Raw genomic sequence first — 22,143 nt, 5'->3', positions numbered from 1 at the left:
AATGGTTTCACGGAAGGTGTCAACAACAAGATTAAAGTGATCAAACGAAATGCCTATGGGATAAGAAATTTCACAAGGTTCAGAAACAGGATACTTCATGTTATGGCTTAGCTCTTATATTCAAAATTGGCAGATGACCAAAATTGATCATCTGCCAACAAAGCATAAGCTACTTCATTTTACTAGTTCCACCCCAACAATTGACGTAGAACCAGAAAAAGCACTGGTCAATTCCAGGGCCTCTTTTGCTCACAAAGTTAATATTGATATATCTATTGTCACAGTAATTGTGACCTTTGATGGTGGAGGTGAGGGGAGTCGAACCCCTGTCCGAAACCGTATCCGCAAGAGCATCTCCGGGTGCAGTTCATGTTTTAACATTCCCTCCGCTGTACGCCCATGAACAGGCTTACAGCTTCAGTAGCTTCATTTTGTCATGCACGGCTCAAAGCTTTGCCGTGTCACGTTCACCACTGGTCGACGCCCCATCGCGGGCCGTGGTCCTCCCGCGCGGGACGGCAGCCTTTAATTAGGCTGCGAGAGCCAACTTGTTATTGTCAGCACTTATTTTTTTCTCTCGTTTTTTAAAGTGGCCAACGAGAATCCACTACCCGCTTCTCTTACTTCAACAGCCCCGTCGAAACCTTGACACCCCCGTTGAAAGTAAAAAATGTGCTGCACAATGATTATACCATATCCGGCTCCGTATAGACAGAGTGGGTTATTTCCTGCTTACCTGTTGTATTCCTTCATCCTGCGGTCTATCTCCCTGGCCGCGTCCCTCCTGGCGATGTCCTGGCGCTTGTCGTAGAGCTTCTTGCCGCGGCATACCGCAAGCTCCACCTTCACAAGCCCCTTCTTGAAATAAAGGCTCAGGGGAATCAGCGTAAAACCCTTTTTCTGGGTCAGCCCAATCAGCTTGTTGATCTCGTAGCGGTTCAGCAATAATTTGCGCACCCGCAGGGGATCGTGATTGAACCGGTTGCCCTGATCATAGGGGCTGATATGCATGCCCTGGATAAAAACCTCACCGTCTTTGATGACGGCATAGCTGTCCTGAAGGTTGGCACGGCCCAGGCGTAGGGATTTGACCTCGGTTCCCGTGAGGGCAATCCCGGCTTCAAAGGTTTCCTCTATGAAATAATCATGCCTTGCCTTTCTGTTCTGTACGATCACTTTTCCGCCTTCGGGCATCGCGTGCTTCTTCCCTTTCAGGTATTGTCATGCTCCTTGCCGGAGAGAGACAAAAAGCCTCCACCGCATGGAGGCATGATCTAGTATACAACCGTTAAACCTGTTCGTCAAGTAAACTTGGGAACGAGGCGTTTATTGCCTGAAGAATATGAGCCTTCTCTGCAGACTAGTCAGACGCCTTGTCCTGCGGGTTAGACTCAAAAAGGCCACGGACGTCCACTACGGGTTCCACGAACAGTATACCCTTGCCCGGCTCCTCAAGATGAAGTTCCTGGTACAATGCGTCCGCGACTTTTTCGACCAGCTCGTCCGGTATCAGGATCAGGACCAGTTCTTTCTCGGGTTCGATTTCCATGCCGAAAAGCTTTTCGGTGTATTCCGCGCCGGCAGCCCGACCGTGCATGATGGTGCCACCTCTGACACCTGCCTTGCGGGCTATTTCCATGACATCTTCGCCCATACCGCGGTCAACGACCACTGTCAGTTTCTTATACATACGCATACCCTCTTCCTTCATAGCTTGTTCCGTATTTCCGCTTTCCTGCGTTTTGCCGGGCCTGCAACCGGCCATAACCACCGGAGTGGTGAAGGCAATGCCATGACCGGGCTCATGGAGTTGAAGCTCTGCAGTAAAGAAATCCAGCATCTCCTTTGTCTGTTCTTTCTCCAGCAGGAAGCTGATGATTTCCTTCTTCTGGCTCTTAATGCCCAGCAGGTGCAAAACTGAGCTTTTCACGGTGCCTCTGCCCAGGGTTATGATACCGCCGCAGATGCCTTTTTCCCTGGCGAGATGGATGCACTTGTGGCATTGGTTGTCACTTAGGATAAGCGTCAGAATTTGATGCTCCGTATCCTGTGTTTCCATTTGCATTTCCATGACTACTGACTACCTCCGACAGATTGCTTATTGCTTATTTTTAAGTGCACTTTGCGTCATCTTGCGGGCTTTGGCCTGATAGAGCGCGCCAAGCAGTTCAATTGCAACGATGGGCATCATTGCAACGATGGCTATCATACCAAACCCGTCCGTTACCACATCGGCGGTGGGCACCTGCGCAGCAATGCCCTGGACAAAGGCAAGGGAGAAGGTGGCTGTCATAGGTCCTGAGGCAACACCGCCTGCATCAAAGGCCATACCGACAAACAAGTCCGGTATGAAGAAGGCCAGGATCACGGCAAGGCCAAACCCGGGCAGCAGATACATCCATAGCTGAATATCGGGTATGAGGATCCGCAGGGCGGACATGAAAATGGACATTCCCACTGACACGGACAGGAAGATGAGCACCAGGGTTCGGTTGACAGAACCGCCGGTGATATCTTCCACCTGGTGGGTTAAAACAAGTACAGCGGGTTCGGCCAGTACCGTTGTGAGCCCAAGCAACAATGATACCAGCAAAACCGGAAAATTGGAATCCATGGCGGCAAGTTTCTTTCCCAGCTGGGCGCCCACTTCCATGAAACCGGCGTTTACACCCAGCAAGAATATGATAAGACCGACAAGAGTGAAAACAAGACCACGGGCGATATCGATGACCTTGTTCTTCCTGTGCTTGAAGAAGAATATCTGGAACAGGATATACACGATAATAATGGGAAGCAGGGACAAAAATGCATCCCAGGCTATGGTGAGCAGCTTATCTCCATAGGTCTCCAGCATGTTGGCGGTAGAAATCTCGGCTTCCGGCAATACCCCTTCCAGCTTCTTGATATCGAGGAAAATACCCGTTATCAGAACCCCGAGAATCGCACCGGCCGAGGCAATGCCTACCAGGCCGAAGCTGTCGGCTTCTCCCATCTTGCTGTCCTTCTTTAAGGCCGAGACACCGGCTGCCAGCGCAAGCATGAAGGGGACCGTTACCGCGCCGGTGGTTGCACCCGAGGCATCGAATGCAATAGCCAGAAAATCAGCCGATGAGAACTGGGACAGGATAAAGATCAGAAAATAAACGCCTGCGAATACATATTTCAGCCGGACGCCCCTGAGAATGCGCAACATGCCAAGTGTCATCATCATGCCAATACCAATGGAAACAACCACGACCAGCAATGTATTGTCAAACTGGCCGGAAGTCACGCTGGCTACCTGCTTGGCCAGGATGTGCAGATCCGGCTCTGCGTAGGATATAAAGAAACCCAGTATCAAGCTGAATGTCAGCAGCACTGCATAACTGTTGGAACGGGTTATGGTATTGCCTACGCCTTGTCCGATGGGCTCCAGTCCCTGATCGATACCAAAGAGAAATATTGTCAGGCCGAGGATGACCAGGGCCGAACCTATCAGAAAAGCAACAAGCATATCCGGTTCCAGCGGACTTATGGTAAAGTGAAGTATCAGAACAATAAGCGTTATGGGCAATACGGATGTCAGGACTTCTTTAAGTTTTGCAGTTATTTCGCTCAAGTCATCACCCCTATGTAGTTATGAGTTGTAAAGATATGTTTATCTTTTTTACCCTGGCACATCCGGGTATTGCTCAGAATACAGAATCCAGCCTATGATGCCTGCACGTAATGCTTCATTTGAGTTTCAGGATTGTGCTTTCAGCCGACAGTGCATGATATGCGTATAAACAGCATGATTAGACCAGTGCAGGCTGGGATGAGCCTTTAAATCAACCAGAAACATTATAGCATAAAAAAGGGGAAACTTTCGATGCGCAATCTTCATGATTTCTGCTGATTTAATTGCCGAATGCTTTGGCAATTGATCAAACCGGACGGCCCCGGCATGGCTATCCTATGCCCGGAATCTGCTTGGCGCTTTGGAAACATGCGGTTGGCAAAGGGGCGCGTGTGATTGCTGTTGCGCCACTTTTCAATTCCCAACCATATTCTAGAAAATTATAGCAAGCTATAGTATAATGCATCGATAAAGGAATATTTTGAATGGTACAGGGGGCTTTTATTGCCCGGCCTTCTTCGCATGAGGAGGTGAGTTCACAATGAAACGCTAGGACAGTCATATGTTCAACCTGGAAGTTCCCATTGGACTGTTTAACCGGTATACGGAAACCGGTATCAAGGGATTGGCGTTTGTCAGGGAAATAGAGATTTTTGCTATGGAATAATCTCCATTGGCATATGTATGGTGCAGAGTGCAAAACGGAAATTTTATAACCCGAGGAATCGTACCGTGTTGTAAAAAATAGTGTTATAAATGCAACTGTGTTATCATAAACATGGTAGAAGGGGAGTTAATTTCTCCCCTTCAGCTTAGAGGACTTCGTTTTCTTTATCTTGGATATTTCCTGCACTTGTTTGGCCGCTGTCAGGGGTAATACCAAGAGCTGAGCGAAGTCCTTTACTGTTTTTATCATTGTATTCCCTCCCTTTCTATATTTTGTCACTATATTATATTGATGGAGGCTCAAAAAAAGAAGTAGAACTTTTATTGTATATGGAGAATTTTGCAGGCGGATTTATGCATGGTGGCAGGAAAGCAAGTGCTGGCAAGGGTATAGAATAGAATGGGAGGATATGGCATGGAAGTGTCCTGAACATGCCCGGAAAATGATGGTTTAGTTGCCTTCATGCGCTGAGAAAATAGGACGCGTCTCATCCAAATAATTGAGCGTTACCCGGGCATGGCGAACCACCCTGGTGGTGCCCGGATCTTGGGGGATTATCTCTTTTCATGCTGAACCATGATGAAGAAAGAAATGAGGGAAAAGAAAAAACCGCTCAAGTTGAGCGGTTTTTCTGGTACACCATCAGGGACTCGAACCCTGGACTCCCTGATTAAGAGTCAGGTGCTCTACCAGCTGAGCTAATGGTGTATATTCTGTTCTGTCGAAGTCCGTCCGACAGTTTTATATTATAACGAGTGTACATGCCGTTGTCAATAACCTATTGCGGATGTTTTTGGTAACATTTTATTACATTTATGGGAGATGTATTATAAACAACCTGCCTCCGCATGGCCGGGCAATATGCCGCTACCCAGGGCCCGGGAGGCAGGCTTTGAAGGAGAGCGGTATCTTTGGTGGCGTAACCGCTTTGGGCAGCATCCGCATTCTCAAAGTTGACTGACTGCGTTTTCAAGCTGGGTGAGGGCCTGCTCCAGGATAGCCCTTGGGCACGCGATGTTGATGCGCTGGAATCCTTCGCCGCCGGCTCCGAACATGGTTCCGGAATCCAGCCACAGTTTTGCTTTGTTCACGATAAGGTCCTCAAGCGCATTGTCATCCAAACCAAGGGCGCTGCAATCGAGCCATACCAGGTAGGTGCCTTCAGGCTCCACAAGCTTGATCCGGGGCAGCCTTTTCTCAAGGAATTCCCGTAGGTAATCCAGATTGCTCTTAAGGTACTTTTTAAGTTCCTCAAGCCACGGGCCGCCATCCCTGTAGGCCGCGCGGCAGGCCACAATGCCCATGATATTGGGCTGGCTGTAGCCGCTTCTGGTGATTTCCTGCTTAAACTTTCGCCGGATGGCCTGGTTGGCGATAAAGATGTTGGAAATCTGCAGGCCCGCCAGGTTGAAGGTCTTGGTGGGCGCCGTGCAGGTGATGGTGATGTCTGAAAACTCTGGCTTCAGATTTACGAACACCTGGTGTTGGTAGCCGGGGTAGGTAAAATCGGCATGGATCTCGTCGGCTATGACGATAACCCCGTGTTTCAAACAGATATCACCAAGCCTGATGAGCTCTTCCCGGGTCCAGACCCGGCCTACCGGATTGTGCGGGCTGCACAGGATGAAGAGCTTTACCTTGTTCCGGATGATTTTTTCCTCAAAGTCATCAAAGTCGATGTTGTACTTGCCTTCCGAGTAAACAAGCTGGTTGATGACCAGCTTTCGCCCGTTTGCCCGTATGGAGCCGGAGAACGGATAATAGACCGGTTCCTGGATAAGTACCGCATCGCCCTCGTTGGTGAGGCTTCGGATGGCAGCGCAGATGGCGTATACCACACCGGGGGTTTTTACGAGCCATTCTGGCCTGATCTGCCAGCCGAATTGCCTGGAAAACCAGTCGTGCAGCACTTCAAAATAGTCTTCCCGGGTATCCGAATAACCGAATATGCCGTGCCGGCTTTTCTCCACCAGGGCCTCTATCACGCAGGGCGGGGTCCTGAAGTCCATGTCGGCCACCCAAAGGGGCAGGACATCCTCGGGCAGACCCCGCCTTACGGCGAAGTCGTACTTTATGGAATCCGTGTTTTTACGGTCAATGATGGTATCAAAAGTTTCCTGCAAAGCCTATTCCTCCTCAAATGCCTGCTCCAGATCGCGTATCAGATCCTCCGGGCTTTCCAGTCCCACCGAGAGGCGCAGCAGCCTTTCGTTGATGCCTTTTGCCTCGCGCTCCTCCTTGGGAATGTCGGCATGGGTCTGGAGCATCGGATAGGTGATCAGGGTCTCGACGCCGCCCAGGCTCTCGGCATACTGGATCAGGGAGACCTTTGAAAGCACCCGGACCGCAGTTTCCTCCGAGTCGGTTTCAAAGGAGATCATGGAGCCAAAACCGGTTCCCTGGCGCTTTGAAACCTCATAGTCCGGATGGGAGGGAAGGCCTATGTAGTGCACCGCCTTAACCTTTTTGTGGCCCTGAAGCCATTGAGCGATCTTCATGGCGGAATCCTGCTGCCTGTCCATGCGTACGGCCAGGGTTTTGATGCCGCGGATGATCAGCCAGCTGTCGAAGGGGGCGAGGCAGCCGCCAATGGTCTTGTAAATAAACCGGAGCCGCTCCGAAAGCCCGCTGTCCGCCACCACCAGAAAGCCTGCCAGGGTGTCGTTGTGCCCGCCCAGGAACTTCGTTCCGCTGTGGATGACGATATCGGCGCCCAGGGCCAGCGGCTTCAGATAATAGGGCGTCAGGAAGGTGTTGTCCACGATTAAAAGCAGGTTATAGCTTTTCGCAAGGCGCGCCGCCGCCGCGATATCGGTGACATGCATCATCGGATTGGTGGGCGTCTCAATGAATATGGCCTTTGTTTCAGGCCGGATATGGGCCTCGATCCGGGAGATGTCCGACGTGTTTACCAGGCTGAAACGAAGACCGTTTTTCTCCGAGATGTTGTAGAACAGCCTGTGAGAACCGCCGTAAAGATCATCGGAGGCGATGATGTGGTCCCCGGGCGAGAAGAGCTCCATAAGCGCGGCAATGGCTGCCATGCCGCTGGAAAAGGCCATGGCGTCAACACCGCCTTCCAGCTTTGCCGCCGTCATTTCGAGGTGTTCCCTGGTGGGGTTCTGGAGCCTGGAATAGTCGTATCCGGTGCTCAGCCCCACACCCGGATGGGCAAAGGTGGCCGACTGGAAGATGGGCACACTGATGGCGCCGGTATTATCATATTTGCGGTCACTTCCATGGATGCAGAGGGTACTGAAATCCATACGCATTCACCCGACTTTTAAATAAAGAACATAAATCCCTGGTCGGCTTTATGCTTTTCCACTTCACTGACCAGGTCGGAAAGGGTTATCTTTTCAAGCGCACTTTTTACCGCACTGTCAAGCGCATCGAACACGGTGGCCCGCATGGCTGCGTCGATCTCGGGCGCATTGAGCTTCACGGTCTCCTCGGCCGGCTCGAAAAGAGCAGTCTCAACCGCCGACAAGACATCGTAGACGGTTACCTGCCGGGGCGAACGGGCAAGCTGGTAGCCTCCCTGGGCGCCCTTTACCGAATTGACGATGCCGCCCCTTTTCAGGAGGGAGAAGACCTGCTCCAGATAGATTTTGGATATGCCGAGTTTTTCGGAAATGCTAATCACGGTGATGTATTCCCCGCTGCTGTAGTTCTCGGCCATATTGATGGCAGCAGCCAGCGCGTAGCGCCCTTTAGCCGATATTCTCATCTGTCCATCCTTTCCTTTCCAAAAACATCACAGCATTTAATTCATACTTTTAATATATAAATAATATGTAAGAAACGGGGGAATGTCAATACCTATCAATCATATAAAGTTTATATAAAAAATATGATTTGGCCTATTGACATCCCCAACCAATAGGATTATAATGACTATATCATAGTAAACATATATGAATTATATCAATGGTAATTTAATCAAGGAGGTAATATTATGCCGAGAATTTATAAGAACCTTGTTGACCTGATTGGAAAGACACCGCTTCTGGAATTGACCAGATATGAGAAGAAATACGATCTTAAGGCTACCGTTATTGCCAAGCTGGAATACTACAATCCGGCGGGCAGCGTTAAGGACAGGATCGCCAAGGCCATGATCGAGGACGCCGAGGCAAGGGGTATTTTGAAGCCCGATTCGGTCATCATTGAGCCCACCAGCGGCAACACCGGTATAGGCCTTGCTTCCGTTGCCGCAGCCCGCGGTTATCGCATTATCCTTACCATGCCTGAAACCATGAGCATTGAGCGCAGGAACCTTTTGAAGGCCTATGGTGCGGAGCTCGTCCTCACCGAAGGTTCAAAGGGTATGAAGGGCGCTATTGCCAAGGCCGAGGAACTGGCAAAAGAGATACCCAATGCCTTCATTCCGGGCCAGTTTACCAACCCGGCTAACCCCGCTATCCACAAGGCAACCACCGGTCCCGAGATCTGGGAGGATACAGATGGCAAGATTGACATCTTTGTGGCAGGTATCGGTACAGGCGGTACCATCACCGGAGCAGGCGAATTCCTGAAGTCGAAGAATCCGAATTTACATATCGTTGCCGTTGAGCCGGCCGGTTCCCCCGTGCTTTCCAAGGGAACACCCGGTACCCACAAGATCCAGGGCATCGGCGCAGGCTTTGTGCCTCAGGTTTTGAATACCAAGATCTATGACGAGATCATTACGGTCGAAAATGAAGATGCATTTGCGACCGGCCGCGACCTTGCAAAAACAGAAGGTCTGTTGGTTGGTATATCCTCCGGTGCTGCGCTCTGGGCCGCGACCCAGGTTGCCAAGCGTCCCGAAAACGCAGGAAAGAATATTGTCGTTGTGCTGCCCGACACCGGCGAACGTTATCTTTCCACCCCCCTGTTCTCGGAATAAGCGTGTTGCGGCTGGCGCAGCATCCCATTTCTTAAATCCCCCCAAACACTGTCTGATAACATATCCATTCAGGGTCACTCGCAAAGGCAGACATCAACAGGTTGTCTGCCTTTGCTGTACATGTCCTTTTTTCTGATTCTCTGTTCTGTGAAGTCTTCTGTCAGGAGGAATGATGATGGTCAAAAACAGACTCCTAACCGGTATTTTGCTCATCATCCTGGGAGCGCTCATCGCCTTTGGTCCCATAACGGTTTTCCCGGTCTGCGGTGTACATACGAAAGAAACCGCGGCAGATAGTGCAATGAAGATGGATGGGCATAAAAGCGATGATAGTGTCCATGCTTCCAAAGATACCAGCGGCATGACAGCCAACACCGCGACATCAAACAAGGTGATGAAATGCCACTGGACCGCCCGTGCGGAACTCGGTACAGGATTGGTCATCGCTTTGCTTGGCCTCCTAATGCTCATCTTCAGATCGGCGCAAATAAAGCTTGGTCTGAGCATAGCGCTGGGTCTGAACGGCATTCTCGCACTTTTGATCCCCACAGTGCTGATCGGTGTTTGCGGTAATGTGAAAATGACCTGCCGATCGCTCACCCTGCCGGCCCTGGTCATTCTGGCCTCAGTGGTTACTGTTGCCGCAGCGGCCAATGCGTTCTATCTGTACCACTCCAACCGCAAGGAGCAGGTCGGGACATGAAGCAGACGCCATTGACCAATCGACGCTTGTCATTTTATAGCTTAAAACTAAGGCCGTTTCGAACGGCCTGCCTCATCCTTGTCGTCACCATCCTGGCTTTCACCCTGTTTGGGGGATCGGTTCTGACGGCCAGCCTAGAAAACGGCATGAACAGTATGATCCAAAGGCTGGGCGCCGATCTGATGGTGGTTCCCGAAGGCTATAAAGCGGATATGGAAGAGGTTCTCCTGAAAGGAGATCCGTGCCATTTCTATTTCAGCCCGTCCATCGCGCAGCAGGTGGCGCAGATTGAAGGCGTCGCCCAGGTGACCGCCCAGTTCTTTCTCACATCCCTTTCAGAGTCCTGCTGTTCCGCGCAGGTCCAGCTCATCGGCTTTGAACCGGAAACCGATTTTGTCATACAGCCATGGATTGCCAGGACTTACGGAAGCGTAGTCGAAAACGGGGTTCTTATCGCGGGCAGCGATATCGTTCTGGAAAGCGATCATACCCTGAGGCTGTTCAACTGTTCCTATCCCGTGGCGGCGCAGCTTGAGAAGACCGCTACCGGCCTGGATTCCTCGGTTTTCATGAACATGGACACCATGAAATCCCTGTTTGCCTCGGCACGCGAGGTGGGCATCAACTTCCTGGCGGCGGATGAACCGGGAGGTTCGGTATCTTCGGTCCTGGTCAAGGTCAAAAAAGGCCATGACCCGGAAACCGTGGCCAGCCTGATAAGAAACCGGATTCCGCAAGTGGATGTGATCGTGTCCAAAAGCATGATAACCGGAATAGCCGATAACCTGGGTTCCCTCGTCGACTATATCCAAATGCTTGCCATACTGCTGTGGGCTATCGCCGTCCTGGTGCTCACAGCGGTGTTCTCGGTCACCATTAACGAAAGGAAAAAGGAGTTCGCTGTTCTGCGCATTCTGGGCGCAACGCGGAAAAGGCTGGTCAGCCTGGTATTGACCGAGTCGCTGATTTTGAGCGCCATGGGCGGTGTTGCCGGTACAGCGGCGGCAGGGGTATTGGTGTTGCCCTTCAGCGCCTATATTGGCGAGAGGCTGCAACTCCCATATCTTCAGCCGAATACCGGCGTCGTTTTGGGGATCCTGGCCCTGAGCCTCTTGCTGTCATCAGCCGTAGGGCCCCTGGCTTCCATCTATGCAGCGGCCAGAATCAGCCGGACGGAAACCTATCTTACCATGCGGGAGGGCGAGTAGCCATGGTGCTGAGAGTGAACCAACTGACAAAGGAGTTTAAACGCGGCAACACATCCTTTTTTGCCGTGAAAAACGCCGGCCTCTCGGTTTATCCGGGGGATTTTGTGAGCATCATAGGGCGATCGGGCAGCGGAAAGACCACGCTGCTGAACCTGATCGCCGGGCTTCTGAAACCCACCTCCGGCAGCATCGAGATCGGGGGAAAGGATATTTCATCCTTCAACGATGCGGAAGCTTCCCGTTACAGGAACGCGATCATCGGCTATGTCCCCCAGGGTCAGAGCCTGCTTGCCAACCTGACGGTGCTGGACAACGTCCGGCTGCCGTTCTATTTCTTCAGGCGTGAGGGAGATGCCGCAAAGAAAGCCTTGTCCCTGCTCGAGCAGGTAGGCATACCCCATTTGGCCTACATGTACCCCAGGCAGCTTTCCGGCGGGGAAATGCGGCGGGTAGCCATTGCACGCGCGCTCATCAACGATCCCGCTATTCTTTTGGCCGACGAGCCCACCAGCGATCTGGATGTGCAGACCACCGCCGAGGTGATGAAGCTGTTCAAAGAGATTTCCCTGAGCGGAACCGCCGTCCTGATGGTGACCCATGACCTGGAAGCCATCCATGAGGAAGCCCGGGTCTTCAGGATGGATGCGGGTGTCCTGACCGGGCAGGCTTAACGCCCGGGCGTTTGACAAATCAAAAGAGAGGCAGCATCGGGCTTGCCTCTCTTTTTTCGCTTATTCGTTTGAATTCTCTTAAGATGCTTTCCGGGTATCAGAGGTTGGCCTGGAGTTCCGGACGGATGTTTCCTGTCTCCAGGGCCAGCAGGTAATCACCCCACTTGGACGCCCAGTCGCGCAATTCCTGGATGCCGAGGGGTTCCGGCGTCCTGGAATCCTTGTGCTCGGCTATTTTTTCAGCGAGCCTGAAATAGATTTTGGCCTGCTCGGAATCAGGTGCTGCCTCGATGGTGGTCTTTCCCTGGAGCTCGCACTGGGTGACGGTCACGGAGCGGGGGATGTATTCCACCACCTGGGTTTTTGTCCTGGCTACGAAATCGTCAATGATCTCCCTGGCATAGGGTGCGTTGATGGAATTGGCGATAACTCCGCCCAGGAGCGCACCGCCTGCGTTGGAATACTTCTGGATCCCGCGGAAGAGGTTATTTGCCGCGTAGATGGACATGAAGTCCGCCGAGGAAACGGTGAAGACATGCTCGGCAATGCCTTCGCGGATAGGTACGGCGAATCCGCCGCAAACCACGTCACCCAATACGTCGTAGATGACAAAGTCCAGGTTCAGTTCCTCAAAAATGCGCTGCTGCTTGAAAAGCTCCACGGCGGTGATGATGCCCCGGCCGGCACAGCCGACACCCGGAGCGGGTCCGCCGGCTTCCACACAATATACCCCATTGAACCCCTCGTAGATGACGTCATGGGCGTTTACCGTGCTTTTCTCACGCAGCGTGTCAAGGACAGTGGGGATGTAGGTCCCGTTGCGGAGCGTATTGGTGGAGTCGCTCTTGGGATCGCATCCGAACTGCATCACTTTAAATCCGAGCTTCGACAGGGCGGCCGTGAGATTGGATGTGGTGGTGGACTTTCCGATGCCGCCCTTTCCGTAAATCGCTATTTGCGTCACTTTCTTGGCCATGATTCATTCCTCCGGTACTGTGAAATTTGTTTTGATGAAATATTTCGCCAGCTTTGACAAGGCGTTGTCTATGTAATCGGGCTGCTCGAAAACAGCAATTCGGTTGATCTCGAGCGCCCTTCTTGCTGCCGGGCCTATTTGTGAGACCAAAACGGCGACGCAGTCGTGCAGCGCGCCGACATGGGCCTCCATGGCTTCCCGGGTATGCTGGCCGCCTGAGCAGAGGGGGGCAACCTCACGCTTTTCAACCAAATGCCAGGTTCCATCCCGGGCAATATCAACAATAAAAAATGCCTTGGCACGTCCGAAATGCTCGTTGATGACCTTTCCATCCAGGCTTGCTATGGCAACACGCCAGTATCTGTCCATATCCGGCTCCTTTTGGCAGCGCCCGATGCAACCGCTGATCAGGCGGCTGCATCGGGCAGAGGCCTATAAAGTATTGTGGGGGGGACTTATTGGTAAGGAATATTGTCAAGCTTAACGAAACTGTTTTGCGGAAGGGCCTTGGTGTCCACATCCGCTTCCAGCATGCCAACCTTCTGAAGCTGTTCCGCAAGCAGGCCGAACATGTCGTATGCCTGGGAGTATGACGGGATGTAATTGAAGGTTTTCAGAACCTCGGCATTGATCTTGGCATCGCCGGCAACCCATTTGTTCTCCACCTGGATCCGTGCTGTCTCATCCTTGTTTTCCTGGACCCATGCGCTTGCCTTCTGCATGGCACGTGTATACTTGGCCGCGATTTCAGGATACTCCCGTGCGATGTTCTCACGCACGTAGGCAGAGCAGCAGTATTGATCCTTATAGGGCTCGTCAATGGCTGAGTCGAAGATCACCGTAAAATTGTTTTCCAGCTCCGGATGGCGCCGGTGGACCAGTCTGAAGGTTTCCAGCGCATGAGTTGTGGCGAGCGTGTCGCCGGGGCCCGCAATGCCCACCACCGTGATCTCGGGGCACAGGGTAAGGGCCTTATCCACCAGCTGCGCGGCCTGTTCCGGTGTCAGCAGCCGGCCGGCCACACCGGGGCGCTGTTCGGATTTATTGAAGATTCGCTTGCAGAATCTGCACTGGATATTGCAGGCCGGGCTCACCGGAAGATGGACCCGTCCTCTGCTCATGTTGGCGCCACCGCTGAAGCAGGGGTGCAGGTTGGAAATCTTCTCAAACCGCGTATCGACCTTTGCTTCAAAGCATGCCATTTCAGCGCCTCCTTTCGGGCGAATTATCGTTCAAGGCTGTCAAACAGCGGGGTGGAAAGGTAGCGCTCGCCGGTATCGGGAAGAAGAACGACAACGATCTTTCCTACGAATTCCGGGCGTTTGGCGATTTGCGTCGCCGCAAAAGCGGCTGCACCGGAGGAGATGCCGACAAGCAGCCCCTCAATCCTTGCCAGGTCCTGCGCCGTCCTGTATGCGTCTTCCGTTCGTACCTTAAAGATTTCATCGATCACGTCCAGGTTCAGAACGGATGGGATAAACCCGGCGCCGATACCCTGGATCTTGTGGGGACTTGGCGCGGAACCGGACAAAACGGCCGAATCATAGGGTTCCACGGCGATGATTTTGATGTTGGGATTTCTCTCCTTCAGCACTTCGCCCACACCGGTTATGGTGCCACCGGTGCCGACGCCGGCCACGAAAGCGGCAATCTCGCCGTTCGTGTCGCGCCAGATCTCTTCGGCAGTGGTTTCACTATGGATTTTTGGGTTGGCCGGATTGTTGAACTGCTGGGGGATAAAGGCATTCTCGATTTGGCTTGCGAGTTCCTCCGCTTTCCGGACTGCGCCTTTCATGCCATCCTTGCCCGGCGTGAGGACAAGTTCCGCATTAAGCGCCTTTAACAGGTTTCTGCGTTCCATGCTCATGGTTTCCGGCATGGTAAGAATCAGGCGATAGCCTTTTGAAGCGGCCACAAAGGCAAGACCGATGCCCGTGTTGCCGCTGGTAGGTTCGATGATGACCGTGTCTTTGTTGATGATTCCTTGTCTTTCAGCATCTTCGATCATCGCCAGGGCGATTCTGTCCTTCACGCTTCCCAAGGGATTGAAATATTCCAGTTTACCGATAAGCCTTGCCCTGACGCCATGCGCCTTGTTGTAGTCCGTCAGTTCCAGCAGCGGGGTGTTTCCGATAAGCTCTGTGAGCTTGCGTGCGATTCCAGCCATTGTGACCCTCCAATCATATAAATTATATATGTTTAGTAGGAATTAAATTTATTATCATTATATGCTTCAAATTTCCAAATGTCAACCAATAATCATACAATTCATATAAAATTTATAGGAATATTTTTTCAATCTGCCCAATTCCAGCTTGCAACGAGGGCTGCGGCTTTTGTTGAAACCCTGGATTGCATCTGATATAGTAGTAATGCAGGGGGAGATTGCATGAAGATATCCACAAGAGGCCGATACGCGCTGCGACTGATGCTGGATCTTGCCCTGAACGGCCAGGATCAGTATGTCACCATAAAAAGCGTTGCGGAACGGCAGGAGATATCCTATAAGTATCTGGAACAGATCATCACCGTTTTGAACAAGGCCGGTTTTGTCAGAAGCATCCGCGGCGCCCAGGGCGGGTACAAGCTGTCGCGCCCGCCGGAGGAGTATACCGTGGGCATGATTTTAAGGCAGATTGAAGGAAATCTTGTGCCCGTGGCCTGCATGGAGGATGAGCCGAATCAGTGTCCCCGCAGTAGCAAATGCGTGACGCTGGACGTGTGGAAGCAGCTCAGCGATGCCATCAACAACGTGCTGGACAGCATTACCCTCGCCGATCTGGTCAATAGGGCTCACGAGAAGATGGCGGCATCGGAGTGATGCGTGCCGGATAGCCATATAAAGAAAAGCCGTTTTCCTTTGCCCGATGAGACTGGCGGGCAGGAAAACGGCTTTTTCAAACCGTTATGCATGACAGTTGACTGGCACCCCAGGGGCTGGCTTATGCTCAAAGAGGAGGTGGCAAACATGTTGATCCATGAAGTCTGCAAGGTCACAGGCCTGACCAAAAAGGCCATTGATTACTATATCGAAAAGGGCTTGATAGCACCGTCCATTTTGGAGAATGGATACAGATCCTTTGACCGAAATGATGTTGAACGGCTGAAAAAAATAGCGGTCCTCAGAAAGCTTGGTCTCGGCACTGATGAGATTAAAAGCGTCTTGTCCGACGGTTCGGGGAATGCGCTGCATACCTTGGCCGTACGCAGGCAACTGGACATCCAGAGGGAGCAGGCGAAAAAAGCCATCCTTGAAAAGCTGGGCAGCGGCGCAAGCTACGCTGAAATCAGCGATGAACTCCAGGCGATAGAGAACGGCAAGACCATCGCAGAGAAGCTGCTGGAAGCCTTTCCGGGGTACTATGGCAGGTTCGTCTGCCTGCATTTTGCCAGGTTCCTCAATGAACTCATCAGGACTGAGAGCCAGCAAGCCGCCTATGACAGGATCATCGCTTTCCTTGACGATATGCCGCCCCTGAACCTGCCGGAGGATCTGAAGGCCTTTTTGATGGAGGCAACCGACGAAATAACTACGGAACAGATTATGGAATCCCTTGAGCAAACCAAAAAAAACATCGAGAATCCTGACGAATTCTTGAGCAATAACAGGGAAATGCTGGAGAAGTACATGGCCTTCAGGCAATCGGATGCATACAGGAATTCTCCCGCATACCGGCTGATGGCCTATATAAAGGCGTTCAACCAGGCAAGCGGATACTACGATGTGTTCATTCCGGCCATGAAAGCGCTGAGCCCGTCCTATGCCGAGTACAGCAAAAAACTGGAGGTGGCCAATGAAAAGCTTCTTGCCGAATATCCGCCCGGCTCCGGAGAACCATCCGGCACATTTTGATGTCCCTGGCATACCGATCCTTCTGGTATAATGGATACAGAATGGCTGGATCTGGTGGTGAATTGCGGTTATGGGCATCTGCCGGCGTCCGGATTGCCGGCTTGCTTTTATAACCGGAAGAATATGAAGCCTTTCCGCATCAATCTAACAAGAGCATATCGCTCCATCCTCCCGGTCATGGCGCTTGCCATATTATCCGGCCTGGTACTCTGCGGCTGCAAAAGTAAATATAAAATTTTGCTGGATGCCGGTCTTACAGTTCCCCTGACCGAATCCCAGGTTGTCAGTCTTTCCGTGGAAAGCAAGATCCTGGGCAGGGAGATCCCCTGCAAGGTGTATCTTCCGAAAGGATACGGCGGGGGAAAGAGATATCCTGTATGGTATGGGCTCCATGGGCATGGCCAGAGTGAATCCATGTGGATCCGCGATGTGGCCATGGACAAGGTGGCCGACGAAATGATTGAGGCAGATGAGATCCAGCCCATTATCATGGTGTTTCCTTTCACCAGGGATGCCACCCTGAAAGAGATCGAGGAAGACTTAAGGGATGACGGCAAGCTTGATGAACGGAAGTGGGATCAGTTCCTGTGGAAGGAGCTGGTACCCTATATGGATTCCCGTTTTGATACCGTGACGTCGGCGGAAGGAAGGTATATCGGGGGATTTTCCATGGGCGGCGCCATTGCCCTTCGCATCGCGTTTCATCATCCCGAGCTTTTCAGCAGGGTAGGCGGATATACGGCCGCCGTCCCTTCCGATGATTTTTCAGGAAAACAACTGGAGAAATGGTTGTATCCGAACATGGATCCTGAAGCTGTTTCGGACGTTGCCCGGTTTGCCGAGGAGAAGGGGCTTGCCAATCTGAAGGTCTATCTTGAGGCAGGAAATGAGAACGATCCCTTTTTAAACCCCTTGCAGTCCCTGCATGAAGCGCTTCTTGAGCGGGGAGTCCAGTCGGAGTTTATCATCTATAACGGCGGACACTCCCTGGACAATGCCAGAAAATGCGCAAAGGATTATCTCAGATTCTACGTGGCAGAGGATTGATCAGGAAAGACGACAGGAATGGGACAGACCGGTGTCAGACGCAGGCATACCCGGTATACGCTGTGGCAGGATGCCATATAAAAAAGCCGCTTATTTGCGGCCTTTTTTCTGATCCATATTAGCTTTCATGGGTTCAAGATTTTCACCAATCTGATCATTGTAGAAAGCCGGATCACCCTTTGTATCCCCTGTGATGCGCTTATCCTTCCTCTTTTCCTTACTGCCCATCCGCAGCCCTCCTTTGCAGTGCTTTTATCGCTATTGTGCATCGCTATCATCAAAATATGCATGCCTGATGCGTTTTTACGGTTTATCCCCTGAATGGCCAGGGCAGGAAGACCTGATGGCCCCTGGTGTTGACGGTCCATGTGCCATATGATAAGTTATCCTTAAATTCTCAGGCCATGCCCGTTTTTTTGACGAACGGGTACCGATGAACTGCTTAGGGGGGCTACAGGATATGGGACTGGGGAAAAAAACTGTTTTTGCCATGATTCTGGCGACCTTGTTCATGATGCTCTTTGCAACTTCCGCCAGGTGTGAGGAATTGTCGGACAGCGTCTACCAGGAGACAACGGCCGAAAGCCAGGCTGGTGCGGGTTCTCCGTCGGAGGGAGCGGAAGAGCCTGAATATCCCAGGGGAAGGGTCGTCAGGGTATTGGATCAAACTCAGGAAGAGACCGAGTTTTCCGGCGGAAATTTCAGTACCAGCCTGCAGCTTTTGGAGGTTCTCGTCTTAAACGGCTCCCATGCCGGTGAAACCGTTCAGGCAGAATACATGCTGAATTATGGATTTTCGGACAAATACGAATACACGCGCCTGTCCGAAGGGGACGAGGTGTTCCTTTACCTGCAGGAGAATGATGAAGGAAATATCGATTTTGCCTATGTGACAGAGATCGTGCGGGACAAGTACATCCTTTACCTGGTCATAGGCTTTTTGCTGGCCCTTTTGGCCGTTGGAAGGCTGAAAGGCCTGAAGGCCATCGTATCATTGGTTCTGACCGCTCTTGCCATCGTGAAGATATTGATTCCAGCCATCCTGAAGGGCTGGGACCCCGTAAGGGTTTCGGTCCTCATCTGCATTGGCGTCATATCGGTGACCCTGCTGATCATCAGCGGCTATAACAAAAAGACCCTGTCGGCCATCATCGGCACTGCGGGCGGGGTCATCGTCGCAGGGGTCATCGCCCTGCTCATAGGTTCCATGGCCAAGCTCACCGGGTTTGGGGACGATGAATCCCAGATGCTGATGTACATACCGCAGAACGTCACCTTCGATTTCCGGGGGCTTTTGTTTGCCGGGATCCTCATAGGCACCATGGGCGCCACCATGGACGTGGGCATGTCCATCGCGTCGGCCATGCATGAGATAAAGGAAAACAGTCCGAACATCAAAACTTCAGCCCTGTTCCGGGCCGGCATGAACGTGGGCAGGGATGCCATGGCCACCATGTCCAATACCCTGATCCTGGCCTATGCCGGGGGCTCCCTGCACATGATGCTGCTTCTGATGGCTTACCAGACACCGTTTACGCATATCATCAACTGGGATATGATCGCATCCGAAATCCTGCGATCCCTTGCCGGAAGCATCGGTATCATTTTTGCTATCCCCATAACGGCTCTGGCATCCGTGATGATTGAAAAATACGAAAAAAGGGATTCCAGGATTTACAGCGGCAGCTACAGGTACTGAACGGGCTGACCGGCTTATGCTGCCGGAGCCGTGTCGCGGTCAGGCCTGCCTTTGAAGTTTGACATGCATGCGAAAACCGGCAGCGGCAATAATAGGCTGTAACGGGCATTGTGATTTTCAATCGGGCAGGCCTTAATCGGCTCCGGGACAGCCCTGCATCATGATCCGGCTTTGCCAGGAAGCTCATAACCCGGTATTCTGCTTGTTGGGGAGTGGTAGGTTTGATCGGCCTTGCGCTGGAAGGCGGGGGCGCCAGGGGCGCTTTTCATATGGGTGTGATAAAAGCCTTTCTTGAGGAAGGCTATGATATTGGAGGCGTTACGGGAACCTCCATTGGCGCCCTGAACGGAGCGGTTCTGGTCCAGGGAGCTTTTGAGGAAGGCTTCAGGATATGGGAGAACCTGACACCTTCCCAACTGTTTGATATTGATGATGAGGAATACAGAAAGCTCATCCGCCGGGATTTTGACAGGGAAACCGCTCTCCAGTTTGCTGCCCGGATCGGTGGAATCATCAGGAACAAAGGGATTGACACCAGCAGACTGAAGCAGTTTTTGCAGGGGATCATCGACGAGGATAAAATCCGCCAATCGCCCATGGATTTTGGTCTGGTCACCATATCCCTGTCCGGATTGAAACCCCTGGAGCTCTATAAGGAAGACATTCCCAAGGGACAGATGATCGATTACCTGATGGCCAGCGCCAACTTTCCCGGGTTCCGCCTCAAGGAGATTGAAAACAAGTATTACATCGACGGCGGCCTGTATGATAATTGCCCCATCAACCTGCTCGCCCGTAAAGGGTACAGGGAGATCTACGCCGTCCGGACGCTGGGCATCGGCATGTTCAGGCATATCAGGTATTCCGATGTGAAGGTCACGCAGATACTGCCTTCCGAGCCACTGGGCAGGATATTCGATTTCAGCCGCGACCTCATCCGGCGCAACCTGAAAATGGGGTATTACGACGGCCTGAGAGTCATCAGGGGGCTCAAGGGCAGAAAGTATTGCATCAAGCCGGTGGAGGAAGAGCTTATGCTTCGCGCGCTGTACCGGGTGCCGGAAGAGCAGATAGGCCATCTGGCCAGCCTGTTTGGCCTTGGTCAGACCGGCACCAGGCGCATGCTGCTGGTGAAGATCCTGCCTGAAATAGGCGGGAAGCTGGGCTTAAAGGATGATGCCGATTTCCAGGACATTGTCATAAACCTGCTGGAGCGGCTGGCCGAGGAACAGGCGCTTCCCAGGTACCAGATATACGAAATGAAGGATTTTCTCACCGCCATCAGGGAAAGAAATATGCCCGAAACATCCGAAGCGGCCGGAATTACGGCTGCCATCAGGAACAGGATCACAGAAAGCCTCACGGGAAAGCACAGGCTCCTGGAGGCAGCCCGGATGATTGCTGAAAATCTCATGCTTGATTAGATTCCTGCAAAATCAGGGACAATAATGAAGCGGGCCGTACATAATCAAATTCCATTCCGGATTGGTTGAGGGGAGTGCAGCTTGCTTACCGATATTTTGTTCCTGTTGATTCTGATTTTTGTCAACGCTTTCTTTGCCGCTTCGGAGATCGCCCTCATATCCCTTAATGATACCAAGATCAGGCTCATGGCCGAAGGCGGCAGCAAAAGGGCCGGTTTGCTGCGGAAGCTGCTGGCCGAACCCAGCCGTTTTTTGGCTACCATCCAGATTGGCATTACCCTGGCAGGCTTTCTGGCCAGCGCCTTTGCTGCGGAAAGATTCTCGGACGTACTGGCAAGCCTCATTCAAGGTACCGGGATTGCCATTGATGCCGGGGTTTTGAAAACCCTTTCCCTCATCCTGATCACCCTCGTTCTGTCCTATTTTACGCTGGTTTTTGGCGAACTGGTTCCCAAGCGGGTGGCCATGCAGAAGGCCGAGTCCATATCCATGCTTGCCGCAAGGCCGCTGACCATCCTGTCTGCTGTTACGGGCCCCTTTGTGAAATTCCTTACCCTGTCCACCAACTTCTTTGTGAGGCTTTTCGGGGTTGATCCCGACCAGGATGACGAGGAGGTTACAGAAGAGGAAATCCGCATGATGGTGGACGTGGGGGAGGAAAAAGGGACCATTTGCGGCGCCGAAAAGGAAATGATCAACAACATCTTCGAGTTCAACAACAAGACCGCCGATGAGATCATGACCCACCGGACCGACATCGTGGCCCTGCCGGTCAGCGCCGGGCTCGGCGAGATCCTGACCCTCATCAGGGAGGAAAAGTACACCCGGTTTCCGGTCTTTGAAGAGACCATCGACAATATTGTGGGAATTCTCCACGTCAAGGACCTGATAAGGTATCTGGACGACAGCGAGGACAAGGCGGACTTTGACCTGAAGCGGATCATCCGCCCGCCTTTTTTTGTACCCCAGTCCAAGAAAACCGATGTCCTGTTCCGGGAGCTTCAGAAAAGCAAGAACCACATGGCCATCATCATTGACGAGTACGGGGGCACCGCCGGGATTGTCACCATCGAGGACCTGATGGAAGAGATTTTCGGCAATATCTTTGACGAATATGACGAAGAAGAACCGGAGATCGTGAAAGTGGATGACACCACCTATGTCATCAGCGGCCAAACCAGCCTGGATGTGGTCAGGGACCTGTTGAAAGTGGAGCTTCCGGTGGATGAATATGTGACCCTGAGCGGATTTGTTATCGGGCAATTGGGAAGGATTCCGCGGGATGATGAAAAGCCCGAGATTGAATTCAACGGCATCCTCTTCAAGGTCATCCGGGTGGAGGAAAAGCGGATCGAGAAGCTCAAGATCTGCAGGACGAGCTGAAAAAGGTTATGAAAAAGGGATTT

The 22,143-nt window shown here is 52.2% G+C and carries 22 protein-coding genes, 1 tRNA gene and 1 other RNA gene; 11 read left to right on the top strand and 13 right to left on the bottom strand.

Annotated elements, in window-relative coordinates; translation table 11 throughout:
- The coding region (locus tag F3H12_RS00670; RefSeq protein ID WP_149677403.1) for a transposase at window positions 1-111 on the top strand (111 nt) is incomplete at its 5' end.
- A gap of 189 nt (window positions 112-300) precedes the next feature.
- Here the strand turns inward: F3H12_RS00670 and ssrA are convergent.
- The 8 genes from ssrA to F3H12_RS00630 form a co-directional block, all read right to left on the bottom strand.
- Window positions 301-656: a transfer-messenger RNA gene (gene ssrA / locus F3H12_RS00665) on the bottom strand.
- A gap of 76 nt (window positions 657-732) precedes the next feature.
- Window positions 733-1,194, bottom strand: a complete 462-nt coding sequence (gene smpB, locus F3H12_RS00660) for an SsrA-binding protein SmpB (protein WP_149677402.1) — start codon at window positions 1,192-1,194, stop codon at window positions 733-735.
- Between the two features lie 166 nt (window positions 1,195-1,360).
- Window positions 1,361-2,071, bottom strand: a complete 711-nt coding sequence (locus F3H12_RS00655) for a P-II family nitrogen regulator (RefSeq protein ID WP_243133139.1) — start codon at window positions 2,069-2,071, stop codon at window positions 1,361-1,363.
- 27 nt (window positions 2,072-2,098) lie between these two features.
- A complete protein-coding gene (locus F3H12_RS00650; protein ID WP_149677401.1) occupies window positions 2,099-3,598 on the bottom strand; it encodes a DUF1538 domain-containing protein in 1,500 nt (499 codons plus the stop codon).
- 1,299 nt (window positions 3,599-4,897) lie between these two features.
- Window positions 4,898-4,973: transfer RNA gene (locus F3H12_RS00645), tRNA-Lys, on the bottom strand.
- A gap of 239 nt (window positions 4,974-5,212) precedes the next feature.
- Complete coding sequence (locus F3H12_RS00640) at window positions 5,213-6,388, bottom strand: MalY/PatB family protein (RefSeq protein WP_149677400.1); 1,176 nt, start codon at window positions 6,386-6,388, stop codon at window positions 5,213-5,215.
- Window positions 6,389-6,391: 3 nt separating this feature from the next.
- Window positions 6,392-7,531, bottom strand: a complete 1,140-nt coding sequence (locus F3H12_RS00635; protein WP_149677399.1) for a trans-sulfuration enzyme family protein — start codon at window positions 7,529-7,531, stop codon at window positions 6,392-6,394.
- A 17-nt stretch (window positions 7,532-7,548) separates the two neighbouring features.
- A complete protein-coding gene (locus F3H12_RS00630; protein ID WP_149677398.1) occupies window positions 7,549-7,995 on the bottom strand; it encodes an RrF2 family transcriptional regulator in 447 nt (148 codons plus the stop codon).
- Window positions 7,996-8,223: 228 nt separating this feature from the next.
- Between F3H12_RS00630 and cysK (F3H12_RS00625) the strand changes: the two genes are divergently transcribed.
- The 4 genes from cysK (F3H12_RS00625) to F3H12_RS00610 all read left to right on the top strand — a co-directional run bounded on the left by cysK (F3H12_RS00625) (window position 8,224) and on the right by F3H12_RS00610 (window position 11,738).
- Window positions 8,224-9,156: a cysteine synthase A gene (cysK, locus tag F3H12_RS00625; RefSeq protein WP_149677397.1), complete on the top strand. Its 933-nt coding sequence runs from the start codon at window positions 8,224-8,226 to the stop codon at window positions 9,154-9,156.
- A 175-nt stretch (window positions 9,157-9,331) separates the two neighbouring features.
- Window positions 9,332-9,859 (top strand): DUF4418 family protein, encoded by a 528-nt coding sequence (locus tag F3H12_RS00620; protein WP_188118294.1) that lies wholly within the window; start codon window positions 9,332-9,334, stop codon window positions 9,857-9,859.
- Window positions 9,856-11,067: an ABC transporter permease gene (locus tag F3H12_RS00615; protein WP_149677395.1), complete on the top strand. Its 1,212-nt coding sequence runs from the start codon at window positions 9,856-9,858 to the stop codon at window positions 11,065-11,067. The genes F3H12_RS00620 and F3H12_RS00615 overlap by 4 nt, the downstream gene beginning before the upstream one ends.
- A gap of 2 nt (window positions 11,068-11,069) precedes the next feature.
- Window positions 11,070-11,738 (top strand): ABC transporter ATP-binding protein, encoded by a 669-nt coding sequence (locus tag F3H12_RS00610; protein WP_149677394.1) that lies wholly within the window; start codon window positions 11,070-11,072, stop codon window positions 11,736-11,738.
- A gap of 97 nt (window positions 11,739-11,835) precedes the next feature.
- On the opposite strand, the gene nifH is transcribed toward F3H12_RS00610, so the two are convergent.
- The 4 genes from nifH to cysK (F3H12_RS00590) form a co-directional block, all read right to left on the bottom strand.
- The gene (gene nifH, locus F3H12_RS00605) at window positions 11,836-12,714 is read right to left on the bottom strand and encodes a nitrogenase iron protein (protein ID WP_149677393.1); all 879 of its coding nucleotides are present in this window, start codon (window positions 12,712-12,714) and stop codon (window positions 11,836-11,838) included.
- 3 nt (window positions 12,715-12,717) lie between these two features.
- Window positions 12,718-13,083 carry a NifB/NifX family molybdenum-iron cluster-binding protein gene (locus tag F3H12_RS00600; RefSeq protein WP_149677392.1) on the bottom strand — a complete coding sequence of 122 codons (366 nt, stop codon included), beginning with the start codon at window positions 13,081-13,083 and terminating at the stop codon, window positions 12,718-12,720.
- Between the two features lie 86 nt (window positions 13,084-13,169).
- Window positions 13,170-13,916, bottom strand: coding sequence for a hypothetical protein (locus tag F3H12_RS13330; RefSeq protein ID WP_207706776.1), 747 nt, complete (start codon window positions 13,914-13,916; stop codon window positions 13,170-13,172).
- A 23-nt stretch (window positions 13,917-13,939) separates the two neighbouring features.
- Window positions 13,940-14,881 carry a cysteine synthase A gene (cysK, locus tag F3H12_RS00590; protein WP_149677391.1) on the bottom strand — a complete coding sequence of 314 codons (942 nt, stop codon included), beginning with the start codon at window positions 14,879-14,881 and terminating at the stop codon, window positions 13,940-13,942.
- Between the two features lie 222 nt (window positions 14,882-15,103).
- On the opposite strand from cysK (F3H12_RS00590), the gene F3H12_RS00585 reads away from it, so the two are divergent.
- The 3 genes from F3H12_RS00585 (at window position 15,104) to F3H12_RS00575 (ending at window position 17,614) form a co-directional block, all read left to right on the top strand.
- The gene (locus F3H12_RS00585) at window positions 15,104-15,535 is read left to right on the top strand and encodes an RrF2 family transcriptional regulator (RefSeq protein ID WP_149677390.1); all 432 of its coding nucleotides are present in this window, start codon (window positions 15,104-15,106) and stop codon (window positions 15,533-15,535) included.
- A 147-nt stretch (window positions 15,536-15,682) separates the two neighbouring features.
- A complete protein-coding gene (locus F3H12_RS00580; RefSeq protein WP_149677389.1) occupies window positions 15,683-16,567 on the top strand; it encodes a MerR family transcriptional regulator in 885 nt (294 codons plus the stop codon).
- Window positions 16,568-16,597: 30 nt separating this feature from the next.
- Window positions 16,598-17,614 (top strand): alpha/beta hydrolase, encoded by a 1,017-nt coding sequence (locus tag F3H12_RS00575; protein ID WP_149677388.1) that lies wholly within the window; start codon window positions 16,598-16,600, stop codon window positions 17,612-17,614.
- Window positions 17,615-17,704: 90 nt separating this feature from the next.
- On the opposite strand, the gene F3H12_RS13185 is transcribed toward F3H12_RS00575, so the two are convergent.
- Window positions 17,705-17,842 carry a hypothetical protein gene (locus F3H12_RS13185; RefSeq protein WP_188118293.1) on the bottom strand — a complete coding sequence of 46 codons (138 nt, stop codon included), beginning with the start codon at window positions 17,840-17,842 and terminating at the stop codon, window positions 17,705-17,707.
- Window positions 17,843-18,074: 232 nt separating this feature from the next.
- On the opposite strand from F3H12_RS13185, the gene F3H12_RS00570 reads away from it, so the two are divergent.
- From F3H12_RS00570 to F3H12_RS00560, 3 genes are all read left to right on the top strand, one after another.
- A complete protein-coding gene (locus F3H12_RS00570) occupies window positions 18,075-19,313 on the top strand; it encodes a YibE/F family protein (protein WP_188118292.1) in 1,239 nt (412 codons plus the stop codon).
- Between the two features lie 221 nt (window positions 19,314-19,534).
- A complete protein-coding gene (locus tag F3H12_RS00565) occupies window positions 19,535-20,737 on the top strand; it encodes a patatin-like phospholipase family protein (RefSeq protein WP_149677386.1) in 1,203 nt (400 codons plus the stop codon).
- Between the two features lie 81 nt (window positions 20,738-20,818).
- The gene (locus tag F3H12_RS00560; protein WP_149677385.1) at window positions 20,819-22,120 is read left to right on the top strand and encodes a hemolysin family protein; all 1,302 of its coding nucleotides are present in this window, start codon (window positions 20,819-20,821) and stop codon (window positions 22,118-22,120) included.
- The last annotated feature ends 23 nt before the right edge of the window (window positions 22,121-22,143 follow it).

The organism is Thermoclostridium caenicola, from assembly GCF_900142095.1.
GTDB classification, from domain to species: Bacteria; Bacillota; Clostridia; order DSM-8532; family DSM-8532; genus Thermoclostridium_A; species Thermoclostridium_A caenicola.
Note: the sequence above shows the minus strand (reverse complement) of the source record. Positions and strands in the feature narration are given on the sequence as shown.

Excerpts from the sequence above, each read along its gene's own strand:
- F3H12_RS00600 (WP_149677392.1), bottom strand. The coding sequence starts at position 13,083 with ATGGACAGATACTGGCGTGTTGCCATAGCAAGCCTGGATGGAAAGGTC.
- smpB (WP_149677402.1), bottom strand. The coding sequence starts at position 1,194 with ATGCCCGAAGGCGGAAAAGTGATCGTACAGAACAGAAAGGCAAGGCAT.
- F3H12_RS00635 (WP_149677399.1), bottom strand. The coding sequence starts at position 7,531 with ATGGATTTCAGTACCCTCTGCATCCATGGAAGTGACCGCAAATATGAT.
- F3H12_RS00570 (WP_188118292.1), top strand. The coding sequence starts at position 18,075 with ATGGGACTGGGGAAAAAAACTGTTTTTGCCATGATTCTGGCGACCTTG.
- cysK (WP_149677397.1), top strand. The coding sequence starts at position 8,224 with ATGCCGAGAATTTATAAGAACCTTGTTGACCTGATTGGAAAGACACCG.
- F3H12_RS00610 (WP_149677394.1), top strand. The coding sequence starts at position 11,070 with ATGGTGCTGAGAGTGAACCAACTGACAAAGGAGTTTAAACGCGGCAAC.
- F3H12_RS13330 (WP_207706776.1), bottom strand. The coding sequence starts at position 13,916 with ATGGCATGCTTTGAAGCAAAGGTCGATACGCGGTTTGAGAAGATTTCC.
- F3H12_RS00580 (WP_149677389.1), top strand. The coding sequence starts at position 15,683 with ATGTTGATCCATGAAGTCTGCAAGGTCACAGGCCTGACCAAAAAGGCC.
- F3H12_RS00620 (WP_188118294.1), top strand. The coding sequence starts at position 9,332 with ATGGTCAAAAACAGACTCCTAACCGGTATTTTGCTCATCATCCTGGGA.
- F3H12_RS00630 (WP_149677398.1), bottom strand. The coding sequence starts at position 7,995 with ATGAGAATATCGGCTAAAGGGCGCTACGCGCTGGCTGCTGCCATCAAT.
- F3H12_RS00655 (WP_243133139.1), bottom strand. The coding sequence starts at position 2,071 with ATGGAAATGCAAATGGAAACACAGGATACGGAGCATCAAATTCTGACG.
- nifH (WP_149677393.1), bottom strand. The coding sequence starts at position 12,714 with ATGGCCAAGAAAGTGACGCAAATAGCGATTTACGGAAAGGGCGGCATC.
- F3H12_RS13185 (WP_188118293.1), bottom strand. The coding sequence starts at position 17,842 with ATGGGCAGTAAGGAAAAGAGGAAGGATAAGCGCATCACAGGGGATACA.
- F3H12_RS00575 (WP_149677388.1), top strand. The coding sequence starts at position 16,598 with ATGGATACAGAATGGCTGGATCTGGTGGTGAATTGCGGTTATGGGCAT.
- cysK (WP_149677391.1), bottom strand. The coding sequence starts at position 14,881 with ATGGCTGGAATCGCACGCAAGCTCACAGAGCTTATCGGAAACACCCCG.
- F3H12_RS00585 (WP_149677390.1), top strand. The coding sequence starts at position 15,104 with ATGAAGATATCCACAAGAGGCCGATACGCGCTGCGACTGATGCTGGAT.
- F3H12_RS00615 (WP_149677395.1), top strand. The coding sequence starts at position 9,856 with ATGAAGCAGACGCCATTGACCAATCGACGCTTGTCATTTTATAGCTTA.